The organism is Variovorax sp. Soil_C_39, from assembly GCF_057656815.1.
This window is the reverse complement of record NZ_JBDGJQ010000005.1, coordinates 409,557-435,905: the sequence shown is the minus strand read 5'-3', so window position 1 is coordinate 435,905 and position 26,349 is coordinate 409,557. Positions and strand designations below refer to the sequence as shown.

Below are 26,349 nucleotides of genomic sequence, written 5' to 3'. Positions count from 1 at the left end.
CGAGCTTGATGCACAAAACTGCGGCGTTGCTTGCGAAAGATTGAATACTGTTTAAAAATACAGGAAATACTCTCCGGAGAAGCCGATGCCCAGCTACATCTTCGTTTCACCTGGCTCCGATCCGGGTGCCGGCTTGGCACTTGTGGATCCCATGCTCAGTTCATCGAAGCCATCAATGGGCACGTGCAGACCCGACCTGCGGCGGATGGTGAGGCCGGGGGACCACATCTTCGTTATCAGTGGGAGCCGGGGTCGAACCATCCCCCAATACGTTATTGGCGGAATGCAGATCGACAGCAAACTCGACGACCAACTCGAAGCCCTAAGAAATCACCCCGAAAACGCGCTGAGCTTCGACGGCAAGCAGCGGAAAGGAAACATCATCGCCTTGCCTGACGGCACGCAGGATCCGCGTGACCAGCACGACAAGTTCGAAAACAGGATCAAGAATTACATCCTAGGAAAGAACCCAGTAGTGCTTGAAACCCCCAAAGAGGTTGCGCTCGGCCGCGACCGCTCAGTAGGCATTCTCTCGAACATCTTCCAGATCCCAGGACACCGAATGCAGCAAGTTGTGGGACGCGGCCGCAAGCTTTCCCATGTGCAAGTGGACGGCTTGCTCCGTGCCCTGGACGATCTCAAGCGCGAGGCCCGATCGTGACCAACATCGCCTCCCATTTGGCAAGCAAGAATCTCACCGTCGCGAGCGCAGCGAAGAAGGCGGGCATGAGTCCCGAGAGATTCCAGCAAGTCGCGGGCGGCGCGAAAGCTACGCTGGGAGAAATGCGTGGGATTGCCAAGGCTTTGCAGATTCCAGTCTCGAGCATCATGGATCGAAGGCACCAGACGGCGGAGCCGATTAGGATGCTATTCAGGCAAACCTTGGACCAGCGCGAGGCGGTAGAGGTCGCCTCCCACATTGACGTGCTCTCTTCTCAAGTGCACGACGCCCTTTCCATAGCACGTGGCCTACCTTCCAGCCTCTCTTGGCTTGATCTCTTCAAAGGGATGGATCCAACGCCGACCGCGGCCTCCGAGTTCGCCAAGCTGTTTCGTAAGACTTTCGGGAATGTCGACGACCTAGAGCCCTTCCCGCACCTTGCCGAGACCTTGTCGGCCATGGGAGTGCTAGTACTGTTCTCGCGCGATCCGACTGTTGAAGGTGTCTCCGCGATCGTAGAGGGCTACGCGATTGTGATCATCGGCCCCCGTACTTTCAAGCCACGGATGCTCTTCACTGTCGCGCATGAACTTGGGCACCTAGTCGCACACCATGGCAGCCGAAACGAAGGCTACGCACATTTGGATCAAGAGGGTGATTGGTCGCGCAATCCTCGGCGCGCTGAGGAGAAGTTCGCTGACGCTTTCGCATCGGCGCTGCTGCTGCCGCAGCACGGCGTGCTGAGTGCCCTAAAAGTCGTGCGGGGCTACCTCGGAATCTCGCAACAGCCGCTTGGAGCTGCTGAGATTGCCTGGATCGCTCACCTCTTTCATGTCAGCTTCGAAGTGGCGGCGAGGCGTTTCGAAACCCTTGACCTTCTTCCTGCCAGCGGCGCACGTGCGTTTTACCAGCGCCTGCAGGACGACTACAAGAACCCTGAGAAGTTCGCTGCAAGCGTAGGTATTCCTGCGCGGCAGGATCTCGTCATCGAAACCACGCCCGCACTCATTGAGTCTGCCGCGGTTAGAGTGAAAGTCGGTGAACTATCGCTGGGCAAAGCCGCGGAACTGTTGAACGTTCCGGTCTCGACTATTGTGGTCGCGAACTCGGAAATCAGCGCGTGATCGTCGTCCTCGACGCTTCCACATTGATCAATTTGGACAACGGCGAAGTGCTCGCCAAAGTCCTGTCGCTGCCGGATCGGTCGTTCCAAGTTAGCCCGGAGGTACGCCGCGAGTCGCGCACGGTAGCCAAGCAGATTCAAGGTGCCGTTGAGCGTGGCGACATTGAATGGGTAGACGACACCATGATTGATGCCGAAGAGTTCGAGAACGCACTGGCTATCTGGGAGCTAGGCCCTGGCGAAACCGAATGCATCCTCGCTGCAAAAGCTCTAGGGTGCGTAGTCGCTTGCGATGACGGTGCGGCGCGAAAGGTCATTGCCCGGGAGCTTAGCGCTGGCCGGCTCACCGGAACCGTTGGACTGCTGCGGGATGTCGTGGCTGCGGGATGCTTGACAGCGGATGAAGTCTTCATGGCCTACCAGCAAATGAAGTACTTAGGTGGATTCCTGCCGCACCTGACCCTGGCCGACTTCCAACTCTAAATTGTCTCGGGGCGCAATCCCAGTTTGTCGTCGCGCACTAGGCCCACTGCAGAAAGTCCCAATTTCTTGCGGACTCCAACGAACGGGTTGCCAATCGTCTTCTTTACTTGGCCCGGAGCTCGGAAGATCTCCCCGCATGAATAGCACTCATGATCTGTGTGAGGAGTAAAGGCGTGTTCGCCACGCTCGAAGTGCGACTCGCCACAACGCGTGCAGGCCAGATCCACGACTCGGCCCTCCAAGTGCGGCATAGCCGACTGCGCCATATAGGCCCGTACTTGATCGGCGTCGAGTTTGACGCCGTCGATCGTCACCTTGGCGTAGGTCTCATCGACCTCGGGCATCTCTTGTTCAGCCGTAGTGAATCCATGCAAGTGGATGCCAGTCATCTCAGGCTCGGGCGAGGTCCACAGGATCGCGGGATTCGATCCCCAAATTTGGATTCCACCAGGGAAGTCGCGCTGCCTGATGGAGATGCTGTCAGGCGCCTTGCGCCGCTTGGTAGGGCCCGCTCTAAGCATATGGCGCAGGGCCGCGATCGGGTTGCCGACGCCCGCCCCCGCGTCCGAAAATTGCCGGCCGCAGCCGTGACATTGATGCCTACGATGCGAGTGCACGGCAAACCAGTCGCGGTCTAGGTGTGGGAAGCCGCAATAGACGCACTTGACCGGAATGGTCTCGAAACCAAAAACCCCCGAGACCATGTAATTGATCGCGTCTATCTCGTCGACGTCCACCCAGCCATCGGAGAGCAAATCGGTTCTAAGCGGGACCCGCAGTCGACGGTAGGTCTTGTCTATGTTCTTCAGGCCGCCCTTCGCCGATCTGGCATGCACATGGATACCTCGATCGATGGGTTGAGTCGTAGTGTCATAGACAGCGGGGACCGAACCCCACAGCGCGATTCCGCCCGGGTAGTCGGCAAAATCTAAATGGAGCGTCTCTTCCTCAGTGATGGGCAGATCGTTGGCGGCGACGCATTTCTCCGCCGCCACACCGTACTTGGCCGTGGCATTGGCGTGATGCTCCAGACACCAATAACGAGTCCCACCATCTCGGCGCTTTCCCACTGCGACAATCTTGCAATCCATTTGTGAATTATCGCGGAGCAGAAGCCAATCATCCCAAGGGCTAACCCACTATTGGGCATGACTTTCGGAGTCGTGCTTAGAAAAGAAGTGCCAAGAGGTCTTTTGAGATATCGAGAGAGATGACTTCTGGTTCTCCATAGCCTGAGGACTCCCGGATTTAAGTCCAGCCGTGCTTCCGGACCTTGCAGCAATGTCACGCCCGGGGCGGGGGAGCCTCGTTGAACGAATTAATTGCTCCCTGATGTTCCAACCAAGCCACCTCATGCGACACCCAGATATGCGCAGTCGGCCGAGCCCCGGGATCATCATCCAACGTCGCCACCCGCAAAATCACCTGCGGCTGCGCAACCCATTCAGCCATCAAGTGCGTGCCGCACCGAGTGCAGAAATGCCGCAGCTTCCCCGGCGTCGATTCAAACGAACCAAGCACCTCCGCGCCCGAAAGCCACTCAAAATCCTGCCGATTGACGCGCGCCGTCGAAGTGAACGCTGCGGCATGCGCCTTCCTGCAGGTGATGCAGTGGCAGTGAACGATCGGCCCAGCGAGGCGCTGGGCCTCGAAGCTGACTGACCCGCACAGGCAGGAGCCTTTCATTTCGATATTCCTTTCGCAAAGGTGGAGGGACAGGCGGCAGCATCTTCAAGGCACCGGATCCGCATGCCCCGGCGCACGACTCAGCAGATGCGTCCGCCGGTTCGCACTCAGCGACCGATACCGCTCGTACTGCCGCAGGATGTCCGCAATGACCTCTTCCTTGCGCAGGTACTGAATGTCGTAGCCCTGCCGCCCGTCCTCGAAGAAGGTGGTGGGCTCGTACACCTGCGGCGGCTCGGTCTGCGCGGCGGCCTCATGCACGGTAAACACCGGCAGCATGCGGTGCGCAATGCGCACGCCGTAGGTGAAGTCGCGCAGGTCGGGGTCGGGAATGTTGATGCGCACGGTGCTCGCGCCATCGCCATCTCCGTTGTCAAGGTCGTCGTGCACATGGGCCAGCACGTCGCGCTTCTTGAATTCTTCCGACACCTCGTTCATCGCGGGCAGCACGGTGCCGCGCAGGTAGCGCAGCACGTCGTCGCGCGTGGAGTCCTGCACCATCTGCTCCAGGCGGCGGCGCCAGTGCAGGCCGCTCCAGAAGTTGGTGGCGGGCGCCAGGTCCTGCATCGAATGCACGCGGTCGGCGGCCAGGCCGCGCCACAGGCCGTAGCAGAGCATCAGCATGATGAGGGTGACCGGCAGCGCGGCCAGCAACGTCATGGCCTGCAGCGCCTTCAGGCCGCCGACGAGCAGCAGCACCATGGCGGTGACGCCGAGCACGCCGGCCCAGAACAGGCGCTGCCACACGGGCGAGCGCGGATGGCCGCGCGAGGCGATGGCGTCGACGACATACGAGCCCGAGTCGGCCGAGGTGACGAAGAACACGGCGATCAGCACCACGGCCAGCCACGAGACGGCGGCGGTGGCGGGCAGGTATTCGAAGAAGCGGAACAGCAGCGCGTCGACGTTGCCCGCTGTCTGCGAAAGGGCGCCCTGCGCAACGTTGAGGTCGATCCAGATGGCGCCGTTGCCGAAGGCGGTCATCCACAGCAGGTTGAAGGCGGTGGGCACGAGCAGCACGCCGACGATGAACTCGCGGATGGTGCGCCCGCGAGAGATGCGCGCAATGAACATGCCGACGAAGGGCGACCACGAGATCCACCAGGCCCAGTAAAGGATGGTCCAGCCGCCGAACCAGCCGGGCTCGGTCGAGGGCTCGTAGGCAAAGGTGCGCAGCGAGAGGCTGACCAGGTTCGACAGGTACCCGCCGATGTTCTCGCTCAGGGCCTGCAGCAGAAAGACGGTGGGCCCGGCAATGATGACAAAGCCGAGCAGCAGGAACGAGAGCGACAGGTTCAGTTCGCTGAGCCGGCGCACGCCCTTGTCGAGGCCCGTCACGGCCGAGATGCCGGCAAGGCCGACCACGACGACGATGATGCCCAGGCGGAAGGCGGCGCCCGAGGTGTCCCAGCCGGTCAGCAGCTGCAGGCCGGCGGCCAGCTGCAGCGCGCCGTAGCCGAGCGTGGTCGCAATGCCGGCGATGGTGGCGACGAGCGCGAAGGCGTCGACGGCATGGCCGATGGGGCCGTTGATGCGGTCTTTCAGCAGCGGGTAGAGGCCCGAGCGCATGGTGAGCGGCAGGTTGTAGCGAAACCCGAAGTACGCAAGCACAAGACCCATGGTTCCGTACACCGCCCACGCATGAAAGCCCCAGTGGAAGAACGTTGACTGCAGCGCCTCCCTGGCGGCGGCGGGGGTGCCGCCCGCGGCGGTGGGCGGCTTCAGAAAGTGCTGCAGCGGCTCGGCCACGCCGAAGTACATGAGGCCGATGCCCATGCCCGCGGCAAAGAGCATGGCGGCCCACGAGACGAAGTTGAAGTCGGGCACCGAGTCGTCGGGCCCGAGCCGGATGTCGCCGAAGCTGCTGACGGCCAGCCCGAGCAGGAACACGAGAAAGATCGTGACGGCGACGGTGTAGAACCAGTCGAAGTGCTGCACCACCCAGGCCTGTGCACTCGGAAAGAGGACGTCGGCGCGTTCGGGGTAGACGCCGCAGAAGACCAGCAGGGCGCCGAGGACCAGCAATGCGGGAATGACGACGGGCGCGGCGAAAGTGATCTTGGGGCGCGGCGGCTGTTGTTGTTGTTCTTGCGCGGGGTTGTCGTTTGTCATGGCTGTGATCGGTTCGTTGTCGGCGACGGCGGGGTACACCCTACCTGCGCGAGCGTCGATGTCAACCGCTCAGCCGCCCCGGAACTGGCTGCGCAAGAAGGCCTTGTGCCGCGCGATGTGCGCCATCTGCGCCGGCGCGATGCTGCCGCCCAGGTCTTCTTCGTCGGCGCCGTTGAGCACGGCGTTGGCATGCGCCATGGCGCGCGCGACGATCTCCTGCTCGCTCACGCCGAGCTGCGCGGCCAGGTCCATCGCCACGCGCCGCATGGCGCGCTGCGACAGCATCCACATGGCGCCGTAGCGGTCCCACGCGAGCGCGGATTCGCCGGCCTTTTCATGCTCGGCGAGGATGTCCTTCAGCGGCTTGGCGAGCAGCTCGTCCATGGCGGCGAGCCGCTCGCTGAGCGCGTCGTTGCGCTCGGCAAGCTGCTCGCGCGTGGGGCCGGCTTCTTCGGCCTTCGGCGTCGGCTGTGAAGGCGGCGGCGGCACAAGGCGCGACACGTCGGCATCGGCCGGCACGATCTGGATCTGGTCCTTGAGGCTCATGGCGTGGTGTGGTCCTGTGTGTCGTCGGGGTGATGGTCGTCGCTGGGCGCCTGCTTGCGGCTGCTCATGGCGGTGGCGCGCAGGCCCGGCAGGTCGAGCACGCGCAGGCCACCGTACTCCACGCGGATGAGGCCCTGCGCGGCCAGCATGTTGAGCGCCTCGTTCACGCGCTGGCGCGAAAGGCCGACCAGGTAGGCGAGTTCTTGCTGGGTGATGCGCAGCACCTCGCCCACGCCGGGGTACAGCACGGGGTTGAACAGCGAGACGAGGTTGCGCGCCACGCGCGCGTCGGGGTTGTTGAGCCGGTCGATCTCGAGCGCGGCGATGAACTGGCCGAGCCGCTCGTTGAGCTGGTTCATCACGAAGCGGTTGAAGCCGATCGAATGGTCGAGCAGCCAATGAAAGCTCTCGATCGGCAGGCCCGCGACCACGCTGCGCCGCAGGGCCTGGATGTTGTAGCGGTAGGGCTCGCGCTTCATGACGGTACCCTCGCCGAACCAGCCGCCGGGCGGCACGCCGGTGTAAGTGACGGAGCCGCCGTCGGCGTTGTCGTTGCTCATCTTGAGCAGGCCCTCGACCACGCCGAACCAGTAGGTGGGCGAACGGCCGATGCGGCAGACCAGGTCGCCGACCTCGGCATCGCCCACCACCAGCGCGGCCTCGGCGCGGCGGCGCTCGGCGGGGGTGAGCGCGGGCAGCCACGGAATGCCTTCGAGTTCGGATGGGCCGGCAGGGCGCACGCGGTCGCGCAGGGAGTTCGACCCGCTGAGGGTCAGGGCGCTGGGTGGGGCGCTTTGCATCGGGAAACTCCGGGGAGTGTTGTCCCTAGGATTGTCGTCGGAACGACAACATGACGTCAAAGTGCAGGCCTACGATCCGCGCACTGTGAACAAACCGTCTAACGCCCCCACGTTTCCCCGGCTGCTGCTGGCGCATGCGCAGGCGCAGCCCGCATCGCCCGCGATCCGCGAGAAGGACCTCGGCATCTGGCAGACCTGGACCTGGCGCGACGTGGCGCAGGAGGTGCGCGAGATCGCCTGCGGCCTCGCGAGCCTGGGCTTCAAGGCCTTCGACAACCTGGCGATCGTGGGCGCCAACCGCCCGCACCTGTACATGGCGGTGGTGGGCGCGCAAAGCCTGCGCGGCGTGCCGGTGCCGCTCTACCAGGACGCCGTGGCCAACGAGATGGTGTTCATGCTCGACGACGCGTCGATCGACTTCGTGATCGTCGAAGACCAGGAGCAGGTCGACAAGCTGCTCGAATGCCGCGAGCTGCAGGCCGCAGCGGGCCGGCCCGACCGCCTGCGCCACATCGTCTACGACGATCCCAAGGGCCTGCGGCACTACGACCAGCCGGGCCTGATGAGCTACGAGCAATTGCGCGAACTGGGCCGCGCATTCGATGCGGCCAACCCCGGCGTGTACGACGCCGCGGTGGCCAGCGGCGAGCCGGGTGACGTGGGCGTGATCCTCTACACCTCGGGCACCACGGGGCGGCCCAAGGGCGTGTGCCAGACGCATGCGAGCTTCATCGCGGCGGGCCGCGGCGGGGTCGAGACCGACCGGCTCGGGCCCGGCGACAACATCATGAGCTACCTGCCGATGGCGTGGGTGGGCGACCACCTGTTCTCGGTGGCGCAATGGCTGGTGGGCGGCTTCACGCTCAACTGCCCGGAGTCGGCGGCCACGGTGATGAACGACATGCGCGAGGTCGGCCCGAGCTACTACTTCGGCCCGCCGCGCACCTTCGAGGGGCTGCTCACCGCGGTGTCGATCCGCATGGAAGACGCGGCCGCGCCCAAGCGCTGGCTCTATGCCAGGTTCATGGGCCTTGCGCAGCGCGTGGGCGCCGACATTCTGAACGGCCAGCCGGTGGGCGCGTGGGACCGCTTCAAGTACGCGGTGGGCGACGTGATGATCTACGGGCCGCTGCGCAACGTGCTGGGCATGAGCCGCATCCGCGTGGCCTACACGGCAGGCGCGGCCATCGGGCCCGACCTGTTCCGCTTCTACCGCTCGATCGGCGTGAACCTGAAGCAGTTCTACGGCCAGACCGAAACCTGCGCGTATGTGTGCCTGCAGCAGGACGGCAAGGTGAAGCTGCAGACGGTGGGCACGGCCGCGCCCGGCATCGAGCTGAAGATCGCGCACGACGGCGAAGTGCTGGTGCGCGGCGTGTCGGTGCTCAAGGAGTACTACAAGCGCCCCGACGCGACGGCCGAGGTGCTCGACGCCGAAGGCTACTTCCACACCGGCGACGCCGGCGTGCTCGACGCCGAGGGGCACCTGCGCATCATCGACCGCGCCAAGGACGTGGGCCGGCTGTCGAACGGCGCGATGTTTGCGCCCAACTACATCGAGAACAAGCTCAAGTTCTTTCCGCAGATCAAGGAGGCGGTGTGCTTCGGCCATGCGCGCAACGAGGTCTGCGCCTTCATCAACATCGACTACGAAGCGGTGGGCAACTGGGCCGAGCGCCGCGGACTGGCCTATGGCGGCTACGTCGACCTGGCCGGCAAGCCCGAGGTGCTGACGCTGATTGCCGAGTGCCTCGCCAAGGTGAATGCCGACCTGGCCGCCGAGCCCGGCATGGGCGAGACGCAGATCGCGCGCTTCCTGGTGCTGCACAAGGAGCTCGACCCCGACGACGACGAGCTGACGCGCACGCGCAAGGTGCGGCGCGGCTTCATCGCCGAGAAGTACGCGGTGCTGGTCGATGCGCTGTACGGCGGCAAGGCCGAGCAGTTCATCGAGACGCAGGTGAAGTTCGAGGACGGCCGCACGGGCATGGTGAGCGCCACGCTGTCGATCGTCGATGCGAATCGGTTTCCCGTCATGGCGAAGGCAGCGTGAGATGAATCTGGGGCAACTCCATGGCTAGAAAAACCGGCGACGTCATCCTCGACGTGCAGAACATCTCGCTGAGCTTCGGCGGCGTGAAGGCGCTGACGGACATCAGCTTCGACGTGCGCGAGCACGAGGTGCGCGCCATCATCGGGCCGAACGGCGCGGGCAAGAGCTCGATGCTCAACTGCATCAACGGCGTGTACTGGCCGCAGCAGGGTTCCATCACCTTTCGCGGGCAGACCTTCAAGCACATGAACTCGCGCCAGGTGGCCGAGATGGGCGTGGCGCGCACGTTCCAGAACCTGGCGCTCTTCAAGGGCATGAGCGTGCTCGACAACATCATGACGGGGCGCAACCTCAAGATGAAGAGCGGCCTGCTGGCGCAGGCGCTGCGCTGGGGGCCGGCCGAGCGCGAAGAGCTGCAGCAGCGCGCGTTCGTCGAGCAGATCATCGACTTCCTGGAGATCCAGTCGTACCGCAAGACGCCGGTGGGGCAGCTGCCCTACGGCCTGCAGAAGCGCGTCGACCTGGGTCGCGCGCTCGCGATGGAGCCGCAGGTGCTGCTGCTCGACGAGCCGATGGCCGGCATGAACGTGGAAGAGAAGCAGGACATGAGCCGCTTCATCCTCGACGTGAACGACGAGTTCAACACCACCATCGTGCTGATCGAGCACGACATGGGCGTGGTGATGGACATTTCCGACCGCGTGGTGGTGCTCGACTACGGCAAGAAGATCGGTGACGGCACGCCCGACGAAGTGCGCAGCAACGAAGACGTGATCCGGGCATACCTCGGCGCGGAACACTAGGAACGGCGGGCCCCATGGGTTTCTTCATCGAAACGGTTTTCGGCGGCTTGATGGCCGGCATGCTCTACGCGCTGGTGGCGCTGGGCTTCGTGCTGATCTTCAAGGCGTCGGGTGTCTTCAACTTTGCGCAGGGTGCGATGGTGCTGTTCGCGGCGCTCGCCATGGCGCGCTTCGCCGAATGGATTCCGTCCTGGCTCGGCTTCGACAACGCGGTGCTCGGCGCGGTGCTCGGCTTCATCGCCGCGGCGCTGTGCATGGTGATCGTGGCCTGGCTGATCGAGCGCCTAGCGCTGCGCCGGCTGGTCAACCAGGAAGGCATCACGCTGCTGATGGCCACGCTGGGCATCTCGCACGTGCTCGACGGCGCGGGCCAGCTGATCTTCGGCAGCGCCACCTACAAGATCGACATCGGCATGCCCAAGGAGCCGCTGCTGGTGCTCGAGAGCATGTTCGAAGGCGGCCTGCTGCTGAGCAAGGAAGACCTCTACGCGGCCGTGATCGCGGCTGCGCTGGTGGTGGCGCTGACGCTGTTCTTCCAGAAGACGAGCACCGGCCGCGCGCTGCGCGCGGTGGCCGACGACCACCAGGCCGCGCAGTCGATCGGCATTCCGCTGGCGCGCATCTGGGTGATCGTGTGGTCGATCGGCGGCATTGTCGCGCTGGTGGCCGGCATGATCTGGGGCAGCAAGCTGGGCGTGCAGTTCTCGATCTCGCTGGTGGCGCTCAAGGCCTTTCCGGTGGTGATCCTCGGCGGGCTCACTTCGGTGCCCGGCGCCATCATCGGCGGCCTGATCATCGGCATGGGCGAGAAGCTCTCCGAGATCTACCTCGGCCCCTTCCTCGGCGGCGGCATCGAGAACTGGTTCGCCTACGTCCTGGCACTGGCGGTGCTGCTGATCCGGCCCCAGGGGCTGTTCGGCGACAAGATCATCGACCGCGTCTGAAGGTATAGGCATGTTCTACAGAGAAAACGGCCAATTCAAGAGCAGCTACCGCGCCGACCTCGCGCTGTTCCCGATCGCACAAGACCGATGGGCCATGCTGGCCTTCGCGGCCATCGCCTTCATCGCGGTGCCGATGCTGGCGAGCGACTACAGCTTCCGCGCGGTGCTGATCCCCTTCCTGATCCTGGCGCTGGCGGCCATCGGCCTCAACATCCTGGTCGGCTACTGCGGGCAGATCTCGCTGGGCACCGGCGCCTTCATGGCGGTGGGCGCCTATGCGGCCTACAACCTGCAGGTGCGCATCGAGGGCATGCCGCTTTTGGTGGCGCTGATCGGCGGCGGGCTGGCCGCCACGCTGGTGGGCGTGCTGTTCGGCATTCCGAGCCTGCGCATCCGCGGGCTGTACCTGGCGGTGGCCACGCTGGCGGCGCAGTTCTTCATGGACTGGTTCACCAACCGGGTGAAGTGGGTCACCAACGATTCGTCGTCGGGCTCGGTGAGCGTCAACACGCTGCAGATGTTCGGCTACGAGCTGAGCACGCCGATGCAGAAGTACCTGCTTTGCCTGAGCCTGGTGGTGGTGTTCGCGCTCTTGGCCAAGAACCTGGTGCGCGGCGCGATCGGCCGCGAATGGATGGCGATGCGCGACATGGACGTGGCGGCCGCGGTGATCGGCATCCGGCCGGTGTACGCCAAGCTGACGGCCTTCGCGGTGAGCAGCTTCATCGTCGGCGTGGCCGGCGCGCTGTGGGGCTTCGTGCACCTGGGCGCCTGGGAGCCGGCGGCCTTCGGCATCGACAAGTCGCTGCAGCTGCTGTTCATGATCATCATCGGCGGGCTGGGCTCCATTGCCGGCAGCTTCTTCGGCGCGGCCTTCATCGTGCTGCTGCCGCTGTTCCTGAACTACGTGCCGCACTGGCTTGGGCTGTCGATCTCCACGGCCACGGCATCGCACCTGGAGCACATGATCTTCGGCGCGCTGATCGTGTTCTTTTTGATCGTCGAGCCGCACGGCCTCGCGCGCCTGTGGTCCACCGCGCGGCAGAAGCTGCGGCTGTGGCCCTTCCCTCACTGACCGAACCCGTTTCACTACGCACACCCGTGCTCATTACAAGGAGACAAGCCATGCAATTCAGGAATCTCGCACGCACCGCGGCACTTGCCGCTGCGGGGCTTTCGATGGTCGTCGCGGGCTCGCTCGCGCAGGCCCAGTCGGCCGAGCAGTTCGTGCCGCTGCTGGTGTACCGCACCGGCCAGTTCGCACCGCTGGGCATTCCATGGGCCGACGGCAAGCAGGACTACCTGAAGCTGGTGAACGCGCGCGACGGCGGCGTCAACGGCGTCAAGCTGACGTACGAAGAATGCGAAACCGCCTACGACGCGGCCAAGGGCGTGGAGTGCTACGAGCGCCTGAAGGGCAAGGGCTCGGGCGCCTCGGGCTTCGACACGCAGTCGACCGGCATCACCTTTGCCGTGACCGACAAGGCCTTCGTCGACAAGGTGCCGGTCGAGACGCCGGGCTATGGCCTGTCGCAGTCGGCCGACGGCACGGTGTTCGAGTGGAACTTTCCGCTCCTGGGCACCTACTGGACCGCCACCGACGTGATGATCCAGGACATCGCCAAGAAGGAGAAGGGCAACCTCAAGGGCAAGAAGATCGCGCTGGTCTATCACGACTCGCCCTACGGCAAGGAGCCGATCCCGCTGCTGCAGAAGCGTGCCGCGGCGCAGGGCTTCGAGGTGTCGCTGTTCCCGGTCACGCCGCCCGGCGTGGAGCAGAAGTCGACCTGGCTGCAGATCCGCCAGCAGAAGCCCGACTACGTGCTGTTCTGGTCGGCCGGCGTGATGACGCCCGCCGGCATCCGCGAGGCGCAGGCCAGCGGCTATCCGCGCGAGAAGATCTACGCGATCTGGTGGGCCGGCTCGGACCATGACGTGAAGGACATCGGCGCCGGTGCCAAGGGCTACAACGCGATCACGCTGCACAACAGCGCGGCCAAGGACAAGGTCCACGACGACCTGAAGAAGATGGTGTACGACAAGGGCCAGGGCACGGGCTCGGCCGAAGGCATCGGCTCGATCGCGCACACCCGCGGCATGATGATCTCGATGCTGCAGGTCGAAGCAATCCGCGCCGCACAGGAGAAGTACGGCAAGGGCAAGGCGCTCACGCCCGAGCAGGTGCGCTGGGGCTTCGAGAACCTGAACCTCACGGCCGACAAGCTCAAGGCGCTGGGCTTCGGCGAGATCATGCGGCCGGTCAAGACCTCGTGCAGCAACCACATGGGCGACGACTGGGCACGCATCATCCAGTGGGACGGCGCCAAGTGGCAGATCAAGTCCGACTGGTACCAGTCCGAGAAGACCTACATCGATCCGCTGATCAAGGAATACGCGGAGAAGTACGCGAAGGAAAAGAACGTCAAGCCACGCGCCTGCTGATCGCGTCGAGGGCGGCCTGCGCACAGCGCGGCGCCCTCTTTCGTCGGCTCCCTGCGAGCCGGCATCTGAAAGGCAGGCAGGCACGCACCAACGCACGCCAAAGCCTTTCACATGCTTCGGACCACACCATGAGCGAACCCAACATCCTCCTCAACGTCAACGGCATCGAGGTCATCTACAACCACGTGATCCTGGTGCTCAAGGGCGTGTCGCTCACGGTGCCCGAAGGCGGCATCGTGGCGCTGCTCGGCGGCAACGGCGCGGGCAAGACCACCACGCTGCGCGCGGTGAGCAACCTGCTCGCGGGCGAGCGCGGCGCGGTGACCAAGGGCACGATCGAACTGCGCGGCGAGCGCATCGAGGCGCTGTCGCCGGCCGCGCTGGTGCAGCGCGGGCTGATCCAGGTGATGGAGGGGCGCCACTGCTTCGCGCACCTGACCATCGAAGAGAACCTGATGACCGGCGCCTACACGCGCAGCGACGGCAAGGCCGCGGTGCAGCAGACGCTCGAGAAGGTGTACGCGTACTTTCCGCGCCTGAAGACGCGGCGCACTTCGCAGGCGGCCTACACCTCGGGCGGCGAGCAGCAGATGTGCGCCATCGGCCGAGCACTCATGGCCAACCCGACGATGGTGCTGCTCGACGAGCCCTCGATGGGCCTGGCGCCGCAGATCGTCGAGGAGGTGTTCGAGATCGTCAAAGACCTCAACACCAAGGAACGCGTGACCTTCCTGCTGGCCGAGCAGAACACCAACATGGCGCTGCGCTATGCCGACTACGGCTACATCCTCGAGAACGGCCGCATCGTGATGGACGACGCCGCGAAGAGCCTGCGCGAGAACGAGGACGTGAAGGAGTTCTACCTCGGCATGGGCGGCACGGACCGCAAGAGCTTTCGCGATGTGAAGAGCTACAAGCGCCGCAAGCGGTGGCTGGCTTGAAGAAGGGCACTCGATCCATGACTGATTTCTACGACGCCCTCGAAATCCGCGACCCGGCCGAGCGCGAGCGCGACCTGCTGGCGGCGCTGCCGAAGCAGCTCACGCAGGCGCAGACCGCGGCGCCGGCCTTTGTGCAGATCCTCGACGGGGTGAAGCCTGCGGACATCACGACGCGCGAGGCGCTCGCGAAGCTGCCCGTCACGCGCAAGTCGGAACTGCTCGAACGCCAGAAGCAGCACCGCGAAAGCGACCCCTTCGGCGGCTTCTCGGCCATTGCGCGCGGCGCGCGCATGCCGCGCGTGTTCGCGAGCCCGGGCACCATCTACGAGCCCGAAGGCGAGGCGCGCGACTACTGGCGCACCGCGCGCGCGCTGCATGCGGCGGGCTTTCGCGGCGGCGAGCTCATCCACAACAGCTTCAGCTACCACATGACGCCCGCGGGCGCGATCATGGAAAGCGGCGCGCTCGCGCTGGGCTGCACCGTGTTCGCGGGCGGCACCGGCCAGACCGAACAGCAGATCGAGGCCATCGTCGACCTGAAGCCCAGTGGCTACGTGGGCACGCCGAGCTTCCTGAAGATCCTGCTCGAGAAAGCCGAAGAAAGGTCGCAGAAGCTGCCTACGCTGACCAAGGCCATGGTCTCGGGCGAAGCCTTTCCGCCGAGCCTGCACGACTGGATCGCCGCACATGGCGTGCGGGGCACGCAGTGCTATGCAACCGCCGACCTCGGGCTCATCGCCTACGAGACGAGCGCGCGCGAAGGCCTGGTGGTCGACGAGGGCGTGCTGCTGGAGATCGTGCGCCCCGGCACCGGCGACCCGGTGCCCGACGGCGAAGTGGGCGAGATCGTGGTGACCACCTTCAACCCCGACTACCCGCTGGTGCGCTTCGGCACCGGCGACCTGTCGGCCGTGCTGGCGGGCGCCTGCCCCACGGGCCGCACCAACAAGCGCATCAAGGGCTGGCTCGGGCGCGCCGACCAGACCACCAAGGTGCGCGGCATGTTCGTGCACCCCTCGCAGGTGGCCGACGTCGCGCGCCGCTTTCCCGAGATCGTGCGCGCGCGGCTCGTGGTGTCGGGCGAGATGGGCGACGACCAGATGACGCTCCGGCTCGAATGCGCGGCCGCGCCCGAAGGCATGGCGGCGCGCGTTGCCGATGCGGTGCGCGAGGTGACCAAGCTGCGCGGCACCATCGAACTGGTGGCGCCGGGCACGCTGCCGAACGACGGCAAGGTGATCGAGGACGCGCGCAGCTACAAGTAGCGGCGGTAGAAGCCGCGCACCATCGCGCGCGCCAGCACCACCAGCAGCACGAGGTAGACCACCACCAGCACGATCGCCAGGCCGAGCGCGCGCGCATCGCTGCTGGTGCTCGAATAGCCCATGCTCGCGACCCACAACAGCCCGCCGAGCGCGACCGCGGCGCAGATCACCTGCAGCAGCACGAAGGTCGCCGAAGCCGCCGCCACGGCGCGGAACGGGCGGGCCCGTGCCGGCCCCGGCGCAGCGCCGAGCCAGCCGCCCCAGGCGGCCAGCGCCCAGACCAGCAGCGGCACCGCGAACCAGCCGAGCAGCAGCGGCAGCAGGTTCGTGTCGCGCGAGGTGTCGACCCAGGCGCTCGCGATGTTGCCGACCCACATCTGCAGCGCGACGAAGGTGGTGCCCACCACGAGTGCGATGGCACGGCGCGGCGATGCGCCGATGTTGGCCTGCGGTGCTGCGACATCCGCTGGGGCCTCAGCCGCAGCGGCGCCACGCTCGCGCAGCGCGAACCAGGCCGCGAGCCACACGATGGCGACGAGCAGCAGCATCTGCAGCACCGACTGCACCAGCATCGAGGCTGCGAGGATCGAGCGCAGGCCGTACCCCTCCACATGCGCGTGCAGCGCGCCCCCCGGCATGAAGAGCACCTGCACCTGGTAGAGCAGCGGGCTCAGCGCCACGTAGTTGACGACCATTGCGGCCAGGTACACGGCGGCAAAGCGGCGGCCGGGGCCGCGCAGCTGCGACACGCGCGCCGAACCGCGCAGATCGAGCGCCTGGCGCGCATGGCACCAGGCGAGCGTGGCGGCCAGCAGCCACACCGTCACGGTGCGCGACAGCAGCGGAATCCACACGCCCGGCTGCGCATAGACGCCGCGCATCTGCTCGCTGTTCGGCGAGGTCGGCAGCAGCTGCAGCACCATGCCCAGCACGAACAGCGCGGCGTGGACGGCGATCACGGTCCACGCGAAGCGGACGGGCAGGCGCTGCGCGCGATCGAAGGAGGAAGAAGAAGGAACTGGTGAGGCCGCCATGGTGTTGGAACGGTGCTTTCGCGTTGCGGATCGACCGGCGAAGCGTACCGGAACACCGCGGCCCACCCCCGCAGCGAGGGCGACGGGCCGGTCAGTCGGCGAGCGCGGCTTCGGCGGCCGGCTCGGGCGCGGGGCCGATGTACACCGACTGCGGCCGGATCAGCCGCCCTTTCTTCACCTGCTCGCGCGCATGCGCGAGCCATCCGCTCACGCGGCCCGCGGCGAACACGCAAGTGAAGCTCTCGCGGCCGAAGCCCAGCGCCTCGAGCAGCAGCGCGGTATAGAACTCGACGTTGGTCTCGAGCGCGCGGCCGGGCTTCTTCTCGCGCAGGATCGCGAGCGCTGCCTGCTCCGCCGCCTCGGCCAGCGCGAAGCGCGCGGCGTCCACGCCGCCTTCGGCACTGAGCCGCTGCAGCGCGGCCTTGAGCGCATCGGCGCGCGGATCGCGCACGCGGTAGATGCGATGGCCAAAGCCCATCAGGCGCTGGCCGTCGGCCACGGCGGCCTCGAGCCATGCGCGCGCACGCTCGGCACTGCCGATCGCATCGAGCGCATCGAGCACCGGCCCGGGCGCGCCGCCATGCAGCGGCCCCTTGAGCGCGCTGATGCCCGCGAGCACGGCCGAGGCGAGCCCCGCGCCGGTCGATGCGACCACGCGTGCGGCGAAGGTCGAGGCATTGAGGCCGTGGTCGCTGACGGTGACGAGGTAGGCGTCGAGCGCCGCAGCCTGCGCCTGGGTCGGCAGGCGGCCGTGCAGCATGCGCAGCATGTCGGCGGCCTGCGGCAGCGCTTCGTCGGGCGCGAGCGCCGGCACGCCGAGGCGCCAGCGCATGACGGCAGCTGTGTACACGGCAGGCGCGGCCACGAGGCACAGCGCGGTGGCCAGGTCGTCGCCATCGGGCAGGCGCGCAAGCAGCGCGCGCACCGCCTCGATCGGCGGCAGCCTGCGCAGCATGGCGTCGTCGCCGGGCTGCAGCCGCTCGAAGGCATCGCGGCGCGCACGGCCCAGCGCGGTGCGCAGGGCCGCTGCCTTGGGCAGTGCGTCGAAGAAGCCTTCGAACAGCAGCGCCACCGCATCTTCGAACTGCCAGCGGCCCGCGATCTCGCCGAGTTCGTGGCCGCGGATCACCAGCCGCCCCGCCGCGCCGTCAACCTCGGACAACACCGTGTGGGCGGCCACCACGCCTTCGAGGCTGCCATCGTCCTGGTTCATCGTTCTTGCTCCTTGTGATTGCACGATGAGACGATTCTGGCCACACTGGCATTGACGTCAATCTTGATTTATTGCATCAACATGACCACCAAGATACCGCTCTGGCTCCCCGCCGCCGACGCGCTCGCGCTGATGCAGGTGCGGCCGCAGACGCTCTATGCCAACGTGAGCCGCGGCCGCGTGCGCGCCCGCCCCGATGCGGCCGATCCGCGGCGCAGCCTCTACCACCGCGACGACGTGCAGCGCATCGCGGCGCGCACGCGCGGCCGGCGCAGCAGCGAGGCGGTGGCGAGCGAGGCGATCCAGTGGGGCGAGCCGGTGCTGCCCTCCGCCGTGTCGACCGTAGCCGAGGGCCGGCTGCTGTACCGCGGGCACGATGCCTGCGCGCTCGCGCAGCACGCGACGCTCGAGGAAGCAGCCGGCCTGCTGTGGGCCTGCGCGCCGCCGCACTTCGACGGCGGTGCTGGCGCTGCGGCAACGCCGCAGCCGGGCCATGCGATGCCGCTGCAGGCCGGGCTGGTCGCGCTCGCGGCCCGCGCCGCGAACGACGCACCGACGCGCGGCCGTTCGCCCGCGGTGCTGCAGGCGGAGGCGGCCGAGGTGATCGGCACGCTCGCCGATGCACTGCTCGGCATGCGGGCTGCGCGCGCCGTGCCGCTGCACATGCGCCTGGCGGCGGCCTGGCGGCGTCCGCGCGCGGCCGACGTGCTGCGCCGCGCGCTGGTGCTGCTGGCCGACCACGAACTCAACGCCTCGACCTTCGCCGCGCGCGTGACGGCATCGACCGGCGCATCGCTCTCGGCCTGCCTGCTCACGGGGCTGGCCACGCTGACCGGTCCGCTGCACGGCGGTGCGGCGGCGGCCGTGCAGGCGATGGTGCGCAGCGCCGACTACATCGGCAGCGAAGCGACGCTGCGCGAATGGCTCGCGCACGACCGACCGCTCGCGGCCTTCGGCCATCCGCTCTACCCCGCGGGCGATGCGCGCTGCGCAGCGCTGCTGGCTGGCGCGTTCGACCTGCCGCCCGCGTTCGCTTCACTGCGCGCCGCAGGCGAGAAGCTGCTCGGCGAGCCGGTGAACATCGACTTCGCCCTGGCCGCGCTCGCGGCTGCGCACAAGCTGCCGGCCGATGCGCCGCTAACCCTGTTTGCGCTGGCACGCAGCGTGGGCTGGACCGCGCACGTGCTCGAGCAGCAGGCCTCGGGGCAACTGATACGGCCGCGGGCGCGCTACACCGGCCCGCGCGAGGCGCCGATGGCGGCGGCCGCTGTCAATGGATCGCCGGCTCGTTCGCAAGCTCGAAGAGCTTCACCATCTCGCGGTTGAAGGCGGGCAGGTCGTCGGGCTTGCGGCTGGTGACCAGCGCATGGTCGACCACGACCTCCTTGTCGGTCCATTGCGCACCGGCGTTCTCCAGGTCGGCGCGCAGCGAGGGCCATGAGGTCATCCTGCGGCCCCTGGCACCGCCTGCGTCGATCAGCGTCCACGGGCCATGGCAGATCGCGGCGATCGGCTTGCCGCTCTCGACGAAGGCGCGCACGAAGGCCACGGCCTGGGCGTCGGTGCGAAGCGAATCGGGATTGGCCACGCCACCGGGCAAGAGCAGCGCGTCGAAATCGTCGGGGTTCGCGCCCTGCAGCGGCACATCGACCTCGAAGGTGTCCGCCGCCGCGAGCTGCTGCCAGCCGCGCACGCTGCCATCGAGCGGCGAGACGATCAGCGTCTCGGCGCCGGCGCTTTCGAGCACCTTGCGCGGCTCGGTCATCTCGGCCTGCTCGAAGCCGTCCGCGACAAGGATGGCAACCTTCATTCCGTCGAGCGAAGAGGTGATGGTGGGCATGGCGAAGAACTCCTTTTCCGGTGGTTTTCCGAGACAACGAAGTTCCACCGTATGCCCTTGCCGTCCTCCACCCATCGGCCGTTGCCGGGGCTGCCTGTCGGACAGCTCGACGGGCGGAAATTTCCGCTTACGCAGATTAACGGCGCAGACGAACTGCAAGGCGGTCAGCTACTTGTCGAGCCCGGCGAGGCAGACGTACTTCACCTCGAGGAAGTCGTCGAGGCCGTATTTCGAGCCCTCGCGTCCGAGCCCCGACTGCTTCACGCCGCCGAAGGGCGCTTCGGCCGTGGAGACGAGGCCGGTGTTGACGCCGACGATGCCCGATTCGAGCGCTTCGGCCACGCGCATGATGCGGCCGATGTCGCGGCTGTAGAAGTAGGCGGCAAGGCCGAACTCGGTGTCGTTGGCGGCGGCGATGGCCTCGTCCTCGGTGTCGAAGGCGAACACCGGCGCGAGCGGGCCGAAGCTCTCCTCGCGCGCGAACAGCATCGCGGGCGTGGCGCCGCCGATCACGGTGGGCTCGTAGAAGAGGCCGCCGAGCGCATGGCGCTTGCCGCCGACCAGCACCTTGGCGCCCTTGGCCACGGCATCGGCCACATGCTGCTCGATCTTCTCGATCGCCTTGTCATCGATCAACGGACCCTGGTTGACGCCAGGCTCGGTGCCGTCGCCGACCTTGAGCGCACGCACGCGCTCGACCAGCTTCTGCGTGAAGGTCTCGAGCACGCCGCGCTGCACGTAGATGCGGTTGGCGCAGACGCAGGTCTGGCCGGTGTTGCGGTACTTGGAGACCATCGCGCCTTCGACCGCGGCGTCGATGTCGGCATCGTCGAACACGATGAAAGGCGCATTGCCGCCGAGCTCGAGCGAGAGCTTCTTGATGGTGTCGGCCGACTGCTTCATGAGCGTGCGGCCCACCTCGGTGGAGCCCGTGAAGCTGAGCTTGCGCACGACGGGGCTGCGCGTCATCTCTCCGCCGATCTTGCTGGCCGAACCGGTGAGCACCGACAGCACCCCGTCGGGCACGCCCGCGCGCTGCGCGAGCTCGGCGAAGGCCAGCGCCGAGAACGGCGTCTGGGTGGCGGGCTTCACCACCATCGAGCAGCCGGCCGCGAGCGCGGGGCCGGCCTTGCGCGTGAGCATGGCGGCGGGAAAGTTCCACGGCGTGATCGCGGCCGTGACGCCCACGGGCTGCTTGAGCGCGAGGATGCGGCGATCGGCCTGCGGCGCGGGAATGGTGTCGCCGTAGACGCGGCGCGCCTCTTCGGCGAACCACTCGATGAACGAGGCGGCATAGGCGATCTCGCCGCGGCTTTCGGCCAGCGGCTTGCCCTGCTCGGTGGTCATGATGAGCGCCAGGTCGTCCACGTTCGCGAGCATCAGGTCGTTGAGCCGGCGCAGGATGGCCGAGCGTTCCTTCGCGGGCAGGCGGGCCCAGGGTTTCTGCGCCTTCTCGGCCGCGGCGATGGCACGTTCGGTCTCGGCGGTGCCGCACATCGGCACGGTGCCGATCTGCTCGCCATTGGCGGGGTTGGTCACGGGCACGGTGGCGCCGTCGTCGGCGTCCACCCAAGCGCCCGCCACGCAGGCTTGCTGGCGCAGCAGGGTCGGGTCCTTGAGCTTCAATGGCATGGGATCGTCTCCAAAAAATAGGAATTGAACCGCTATTTGGCGTGGCATTCACCACAAAAGGGCCATTGATGGTGGAACTAAGGGCTATTGGGGATGAGTCCAGCCCCCGCCAGCCAGTAAGATCGCGCCCGCTTTTCACTGTCTAACCGTTTTGGGAGATCCCATGAAAAAACTCATCGCCTTCACGGCAATCGCCACCGCCGCCGTCGGCGCCTTTGCCCAGGACTTCCCGGCAGGCAAGACCGTCACGCTCGTCGTCCCGTTCGCGGCCGGCGGCCCCACCGACCGCGTCGCCCGCGACCTGGCCGAAGCGCTGCAGAAGACGCTCGGCACGACCATCGTGGTGGACAACACCGCGGGTGCCGGCAGCTCGATCGGCACCGCCAAGGTGGCGCGCGCCAACGCCGACGGCCACACCCTGCTGCTGAACCACATCGGCATGTCGACGATGCCCGCGCTCTATCGCAAGCTGCCGTTCAAGGTCGAGAGCGACTTCGAATACCTCGGCATGGTCAACGAAGTTCCGATGACGCTGATCGGCAAGCCCACGCTGCCGGCCAACAACTACAAGGAACTGACCGCCTGGATGGCCGCCAACAAGGGCAAGATCAACCTCGGCAACGCCGGCCTGGGCGCCGCCTCGCACCTGTGCGGCCTGCTGTTCCAGAGCGCGGTCAAGCTCGAGATGACCACGGTTCCCTACAAGGGCACCGCGCCGGCGATCGCCGACCTGCTCGGCGGCCAGATCGACCTGCTGTGCGACCAGACCACCAACACCACGCCGCAGATCGAAGCCAAGAAGGTCAAGGCCTATGCCGTGACCACGGCCAAGCGCCTGACGACTCCGGCCCTGAAGGATCTGCCCACGCTCGACGAAGCCGGCCTGAAGGGCTTCGAAGTGTCGATCTGGCACGGCGTGTATGCGCCCAAGGGCACGCCGGCCCCGGTGCTGAAGAAGCTCAACGATGCCATCAAGGCCGCGATGAAGGACCCAGGCTTCATCAAGCGCCAGGAAGGCCTCGGCGCCGTGATCGTCACCGACAACCGCACCGACCCCGCCGAACACAAGAAGTTCGTCGCGGCCGAGATCGCCAAGTGGGGTCCGATCATCAAGGCTGCGGGCGTCTATGCAGACTGAAGCCCTCTGAGCTAAGACCCCTCAGCGAAAAAGCCGCCGCCCTCCCGGGCCGGCGGCTTTTTCTTTGGCACGGCGCCTGCTACTTCGGCCGTATCGCGTCGGCCGTGCCCTGGATGAACGCCTTGATGCTCTCGATGTCGTCGGCCGAGAGCTTGCCCGTGAAGTCGGGCATGCCGCGCGACATGGCCGGGCCCTTGAGCACGAACTTGTCGAGGTTCTCGATGTAGGCGGCGTCCATGTAGCCGAGGTTCGGGATGTTGCCGCCGCGGTCCACGCCGGGCACGCCGTGGCAGAAGACGCAGTTGCTCACGTAGAGCATGGTGCCGGCCTGCACCTTGGCGGGGTCGTACTTGACGCCCTGCAGCAGCTTGCCCAGCCGGTACTCCACGAACTCGGGCATCTTGGCGCTTCCGCCGACTGCGAAGGTGTAGACGGTGCCCGGCCCCTGGCGGTCGCTGGCGCGCTGCGCGAGGCCGTACACGCCGCCCCAGCCCACGGCCACCGACACGTACTGCTTGCCGTCGACCATGTAGGTGGACGGCGCCGCGACCACGCCGGTGCCGGTGGGCGTTTCCCAGAGCTTGTCGCCGGTCTTGGCGTTGTAGGCCACCAGGCGCCCGTCGGCCGTGCCCTGGAACACGAGGTTGCCCGCGGTGGTGAGCGTGCCGCCGTTCCACGGCGAGGCGTAGTCGACGCCCCAGGCTTCCTTCTGCTTCACCGGGTCCCAGGCGACAAGGCGGCCGAAGGGCTTCGACTTGGGCGCCTCCGCATTGACGAACATGGCGGTGTTCCAGCCGAGCGCGGCATGCGGCCGGCCGGGCGCGTTCTGGTCGAAGGACCAGTCCTTGTCGTCCATGAGGTTCAGCGGCACATGCTGCGCCGGGATGTAGGCCAGCCCGGTCTGCGGGTTGAACGACATCGGGTGCCAGTTGTGCGCGCCGAACGGCCCGGGAATGCTGTCGCCGGGCTTCTGGTTCTGGCGCGCGGCGGCCACCTCGATGGGACGGCCGTTGGCGTCGTAGCCGGTGGCCCAGTTCACCTCGACGAAGTTCTTCGCCGAGATGAACTTGCCGTTGGTGCGGTCGATCACGAAGAAGAAGCCGTTCTTCGGCGCATGCAGGATCACCTTGCGCAGCTTGCCGCTGACCTTGAGGTCGGCCAGGATCATGGGCTGCGTGGCGGTGTAGTCCCAGTTGTCGCCGGGCGTCTCCTGGTAGTGCCACACGTACTTGCCGGTGTCGGGGTCGAGCGCCACGATCGAGCTCAGGTAGAGGTTGTCGCCGCCCTGCGGGCTGCGCTTCTTGTGCGCCCACGGCGAGCCGTTGCCGGTGCCGATGTACATCAGGTTGAGGTCGGCGTCGAACGCCATGGTGTCCCACGCGGTGCCGCCGCCGCCAGCCTCCCAGTACTTGCCAGACGGGTCCCAGGTCTTGGCGGCGCGCGCCATCGACTCGTCTTCGAAGGGCTTGGAGGGATCGCCCGGCACGGTGAACCAGCGCCATTTCTGTTCGCCCGTGGCGGCGTCGTAGGCGGTGACATAGCCGCGCACGCCGTACTCGGCGCCGCCGTTGCCGATGATGACCTTGCCCTTGATGACGCGCGGCGCGCCGGTGATGGTGTAGCTGCCCTTCTGGCCCTCGATGGTGTTCTTTTCCCAGAGCTTGCGGCCGCTGGCGGCGTCGAGCGCGATGAGCCGGCCGTCGTAGGCGCCGACGAAGACCTTGCCCTGGTGCAGCGCCACGCCGCGGTTGACCACGTCGCAGCAGCCGCGAAAGCCCTTCGAGCGGTCGACCTGCGGGTCGAAGCTCCAGAGGCGCTGCCCGGTGCGCGTGTCGATCGCATGCACCACGCTCCACGAGGCCGTGACATACATGATGCCGTCGACCACGAGCGGCGTGGCCTCGACGCCGCGCGTGGATTCGAGGTTGTACGACCAGACCAGGCCCAGCTGCTTGACGTTGCCGGCGTTGACCTGGTCGAGCCTGCTGAACCGCGTCTCGGCGTGGTCCAGCCCGTAGCTCGGCCAGTCGGGCGTCTTCTTCTGCGCGGCGTTGGCGCGGATGAAGTTGCCGTCGACGCGCTGCACGGCGGCGGCGGCGCGCGCCTGCGGATCGGAGGCCGTGCCCTGTTGTTGCTGCTGCTGCGCCGCAACCGGCGCCGCATTGGCAAGGCACAGCAGCGCGCCGGCGAGCAGACGCAGCCCGGGGTGGATCGTTCTTGTCATCGTGGGTCTCCTTTGTGCCGCAAGGATCGTTTGCGTCGCGTCCGCGTTCACCTTCGGGATTTCCCCAGTCCGGCGCTGTTCCATTGCGGAACACATTCGAAGGGGCAGCAGCAGGCAGAACCCCACGAGGAGCAGCAACCCCATGGCATTCGAAAGGCTGGGCACGGCGAATGCGCCGCGCCAACTCTTCTCCACCACGCCGGCGCAGCGCGTGGCGCTCGCGCGGCAGCAGTTCTTCGAGGAAGGCGTGCGCCCCTCGGGCCTGGTCGGCGAGGCGGTGATCCAGTCGTGGCTGCGCTGCAACCGCAACCACAGCGACCGCCGCCGCATCGTGCCGTTCGACGCGGTCACGCCGAGCCGGCTGCATGCCACGCTGGCGCGCAACCGCGAGCTGCTCGACGTGGCGCGGCAGGAGCTCGCGAGCATGGAGGGCGCGCTGGCGGGCACGGACTGCCGCGTGATCCTCACCGACCGCGAAGGCGTGGTGGTCCATGTGACGCAGCACCCCGCCGCGGCCCACCAGCCGGTGCTGCGCAAGACGGCGCGCGTGGGCGTGAACATCTCCGAACGCATCGTGGGCACCACGGCGCCCGGCATCGTAGCGACCACGGGGCAGGCCTGCACGGTCGACGGCGCGGAGCACTACTTCGAGGTGCTGTCGCAGATGCAGTGCGCGGCGGCGCCGATCCGCGATGTGAGCGGCCGGCTCGCGGGCGTGCTCGACCTCACGGCGGAGGCGCGGCGCTTCGGCTTCGACGCCGCGTCGATGGTCGCGCTCTATGCCACGATCATCGAGAACCGCCTGCTGCAGGCGCAGTCGCGCGACCACCTGATCCTGCGCTTCCAGGCCAGCCCGAACCTGCTGGGCACGCCGATGGAAGCCTTGGCCGGCGTGGCGCCCGACGGCACCATCGCCTGGCTCAACGGCGCCGGCGCGCGCCTGATCGGCCGCCTGCCCGAGGATGCGGGCGAGCGCGACGTGGAGTCGATGCTGGGCCACGACCTGGCGAGCCTGCTGCGGCTGCAGCGGCGCGACGCCGCGCAGCCGCTGCGCCTGGCAAGCGGCCTGGGCGTGTGGGTGCAGGCCAGCCTGAAGGCAGCCGACGGGGCCGACTTCCGCCATGCGGTCGCGGTGCCGGGTGATGCGCCGGCGCCGGCGCTGGCGACGCCGAGCACGCCGCACGGCGACATGGCGGCGGCAATGGAAGAGGACGAACAGGACGCACCGGCCTCACCCACCCAGGCCGGCACGCTGCGCGAACACAGCCGCAAGCTCATCGAGGAAACACTGGCCGCGCACGGCGGCAACGTGTCGCAGGCCGCGCGCCAATTGCGCGTGTCGCGCGGCACGCTGTACCGGCGGCTGCGCGGCTGGCGCGAAGGATAGACGCCCCCCGAAGCGCCTTCGG

The 26,349-nt window shown here is 67.0% G+C and carries 23 protein-coding genes; 13 read left to right on the top strand and 10 right to left on the bottom strand.

Annotated features, from left to right (window positions below; all coding sequences use genetic code 11):
* The first annotated feature begins 85 nt into the window (after window positions 1-85).
* The 3 genes from AC3A6J_RS16365 to AC3A6J_RS16355 are packed head-to-tail and all read left to right on the top strand — an operon-like array spanning window position 86 to window position 2,267.
* Complete coding sequence (locus tag AC3A6J_RS16365; RefSeq protein ID WP_487861014.1) at window positions 86-661, top strand: hypothetical protein; 576 nt, start codon at window positions 86-88, stop codon at window positions 659-661.
* Window positions 658-1,785, top strand: coding sequence for an ImmA/IrrE family metallo-endopeptidase (locus AC3A6J_RS16360; RefSeq protein ID WP_487861013.1), 1,128 nt, complete (start codon window positions 658-660; stop codon window positions 1,783-1,785). Before AC3A6J_RS16365 ends, AC3A6J_RS16360 begins: the two co-directional genes overlap by 4 nt.
* On the top strand, window positions 1,782-2,267 hold the full coding sequence (locus tag AC3A6J_RS16355; RefSeq protein ID WP_487861012.1) for a PIN domain-containing protein: 486 nt from the start codon (window positions 1,782-1,784) through the stop codon (window positions 2,265-2,267). Before AC3A6J_RS16360 ends, AC3A6J_RS16355 begins: the two co-directional genes overlap by 4 nt.
* On the opposite strand, the gene AC3A6J_RS16350 is transcribed toward AC3A6J_RS16355, so the two are convergent.
* The 5 genes from AC3A6J_RS16350 to AC3A6J_RS16330 all read right to left on the bottom strand — a co-directional run bounded on the left by AC3A6J_RS16350 (window position 2,264) and on the right by AC3A6J_RS16330 (window position 7,411).
* Complete coding sequence (locus AC3A6J_RS16350) at window positions 2,264-3,358, bottom strand: hypothetical protein (RefSeq protein ID WP_487861011.1); 1,095 nt, start codon at window positions 3,356-3,358, stop codon at window positions 2,264-2,266. The genes AC3A6J_RS16355 and AC3A6J_RS16350 overlap by 4 nt on opposite strands.
* A gap of 193 nt (window positions 3,359-3,551) precedes the next feature.
* A complete protein-coding gene (locus tag AC3A6J_RS16345; protein ID WP_487861010.1) occupies window positions 3,552-3,953 on the bottom strand; it encodes a GFA family protein in 402 nt (133 codons plus the stop codon).
* A 45-nt stretch (window positions 3,954-3,998) separates the two neighbouring features.
* A complete protein-coding gene (locus tag AC3A6J_RS16340; RefSeq protein WP_487861009.1) occupies window positions 3,999-6,065 on the bottom strand; it encodes a BCCT family transporter in 2,067 nt (688 codons plus the stop codon).
* 69 nt (window positions 6,066-6,134) lie between these two features.
* Window positions 6,135-6,611 (bottom strand): hypothetical protein, encoded by a 477-nt coding sequence (locus tag AC3A6J_RS16335; protein WP_487861008.1) that lies wholly within the window; start codon window positions 6,609-6,611, stop codon window positions 6,135-6,137.
* On the bottom strand, window positions 6,608-7,411 hold the full coding sequence (locus tag AC3A6J_RS16330; protein ID WP_487861007.1) for a Crp/Fnr family transcriptional regulator: 804 nt from the start codon (window positions 7,409-7,411) through the stop codon (window positions 6,608-6,610). Before AC3A6J_RS16330 ends, AC3A6J_RS16335 begins: the two co-directional genes overlap by 4 nt.
* Window positions 7,412-7,496: 85 nt before the next feature.
* Here AC3A6J_RS16330 and AC3A6J_RS16325 point away from each other — a divergent pair, with 85 nt between their 5' ends.
* The 7 genes from AC3A6J_RS16325 to AC3A6J_RS16295 all read left to right on the top strand — a co-directional run bounded on the left by AC3A6J_RS16325 (window position 7,497) and on the right by AC3A6J_RS16295 (window position 15,859).
* On the top strand, window positions 7,497-9,464 hold the full coding sequence (locus AC3A6J_RS16325) for an AMP-binding protein (protein WP_487861006.1): 1,968 nt from the start codon (window positions 7,497-7,499) through the stop codon (window positions 9,462-9,464).
* A 20-nt stretch (window positions 9,465-9,484) separates the two neighbouring features.
* On the top strand, window positions 9,485-10,267 hold the full coding sequence (locus AC3A6J_RS16320; protein ID WP_487861005.1) for an ABC transporter ATP-binding protein: 783 nt from the start codon (window positions 9,485-9,487) through the stop codon (window positions 10,265-10,267).
* A 14-nt stretch (window positions 10,268-10,281) separates the two neighbouring features.
* On the top strand, window positions 10,282-11,211 hold the full coding sequence (locus AC3A6J_RS16315) for a branched-chain amino acid ABC transporter permease (protein WP_487861004.1): 930 nt from the start codon (window positions 10,282-10,284) through the stop codon (window positions 11,209-11,211).
* Between the two features lie 10 nt (window positions 11,212-11,221).
* Window positions 11,222-12,286 (top strand): branched-chain amino acid ABC transporter permease, encoded by a 1,065-nt coding sequence (locus tag AC3A6J_RS16310; protein WP_487861003.1) that lies wholly within the window; start codon window positions 11,222-11,224, stop codon window positions 12,284-12,286.
* A gap of 50 nt (window positions 12,287-12,336) precedes the next feature.
* The gene (locus AC3A6J_RS16305; RefSeq protein WP_487861002.1) at window positions 12,337-13,653 is read left to right on the top strand and encodes an ABC transporter substrate-binding protein; all 1,317 of its coding nucleotides are present in this window, start codon (window positions 12,337-12,339) and stop codon (window positions 13,651-13,653) included.
* A gap of 128 nt (window positions 13,654-13,781) precedes the next feature.
* The gene (locus tag AC3A6J_RS16300; protein ID WP_487861001.1) at window positions 13,782-14,594 is read left to right on the top strand and encodes an ABC transporter ATP-binding protein; all 813 of its coding nucleotides are present in this window, start codon (window positions 13,782-13,784) and stop codon (window positions 14,592-14,594) included.
* Between the two features lie 17 nt (window positions 14,595-14,611).
* Window positions 14,612-15,859: a phenylacetate--CoA ligase family protein gene (locus tag AC3A6J_RS16295; RefSeq protein ID WP_487861000.1), complete on the top strand. Its 1,248-nt coding sequence runs from the start codon at window positions 14,612-14,614 to the stop codon at window positions 15,857-15,859.
* On the opposite strand, the gene AC3A6J_RS16290 is transcribed toward AC3A6J_RS16295, so the two are convergent.
* Entirely contained in the window at window positions 15,850-16,893 is a 1,044-nt protein-coding gene (locus AC3A6J_RS16290) for a hypothetical protein (protein WP_487860999.1), read from the bottom strand. The genes AC3A6J_RS16295 and AC3A6J_RS16290 overlap by 10 nt on opposite strands.
* Window positions 16,894-16,984: 91 nt before the next feature.
* Complete coding sequence (locus AC3A6J_RS16285) at window positions 16,985-18,106, bottom strand: citrate synthase/methylcitrate synthase (RefSeq protein ID WP_487860998.1); 1,122 nt, start codon at window positions 18,104-18,106, stop codon at window positions 16,985-16,987.
* Between the two features lie 81 nt (window positions 18,107-18,187).
* Between AC3A6J_RS16285 and AC3A6J_RS16280 the strand changes: the two genes are divergently transcribed.
* Complete coding sequence (locus AC3A6J_RS16280; protein ID WP_487860997.1) at window positions 18,188-19,432, top strand: citrate synthase; 1,245 nt, start codon at window positions 18,188-18,190, stop codon at window positions 19,430-19,432.
* On the opposite strand, the gene AC3A6J_RS16275 is transcribed toward AC3A6J_RS16280, so the two are convergent.
* Together AC3A6J_RS16275 and AC3A6J_RS16270 are read right to left on the bottom strand one after the other, a co-directional pair.
* Complete coding sequence (locus AC3A6J_RS16275; protein WP_487860996.1) at window positions 19,377-19,946, bottom strand: type 1 glutamine amidotransferase domain-containing protein; 570 nt, start codon at window positions 19,944-19,946, stop codon at window positions 19,377-19,379. The two genes, AC3A6J_RS16280 and AC3A6J_RS16275, sit on opposite strands and share 56 nt — an antisense overlap.
* A gap of 168 nt (window positions 19,947-20,114) precedes the next feature.
* Window positions 20,115-21,578, bottom strand: coding sequence for an NAD-dependent succinate-semialdehyde dehydrogenase (locus tag AC3A6J_RS16270; protein ID WP_487860995.1), 1,464 nt, complete (start codon window positions 21,576-21,578; stop codon window positions 20,115-20,117).
* Between the two features lie 163 nt (window positions 21,579-21,741).
* On the opposite strand from AC3A6J_RS16270, the gene AC3A6J_RS16265 reads away from it, so the two are divergent.
* On the top strand, window positions 21,742-22,716 hold the full coding sequence (locus AC3A6J_RS16265; RefSeq protein WP_487860994.1) for a tripartite tricarboxylate transporter substrate-binding protein: 975 nt from the start codon (window positions 21,742-21,744) through the stop codon (window positions 22,714-22,716).
* A 79-nt stretch (window positions 22,717-22,795) separates the two neighbouring features.
* Here the strand turns inward: AC3A6J_RS16265 and AC3A6J_RS16260 are convergent, their stop codons facing one another.
* Window positions 22,796-24,940 (bottom strand): PQQ-dependent dehydrogenase, methanol/ethanol family, encoded by a 2,145-nt coding sequence (locus tag AC3A6J_RS16260; RefSeq protein WP_487860993.1) that lies wholly within the window; start codon window positions 24,938-24,940, stop codon window positions 22,796-22,798.
* Between the two features lie 142 nt (window positions 24,941-25,082).
* Here AC3A6J_RS16260 and AC3A6J_RS16255 point away from each other — a divergent pair, with 142 nt between their 5' ends.
* Window positions 25,083-26,327, top strand: a complete 1,245-nt coding sequence (locus tag AC3A6J_RS16255; RefSeq protein ID WP_487860992.1) for a helix-turn-helix domain-containing protein — start codon at window positions 25,083-25,085, stop codon at window positions 26,325-26,327.
* The last annotated feature ends 22 nt before the right edge of the window (window positions 26,328-26,349 follow it).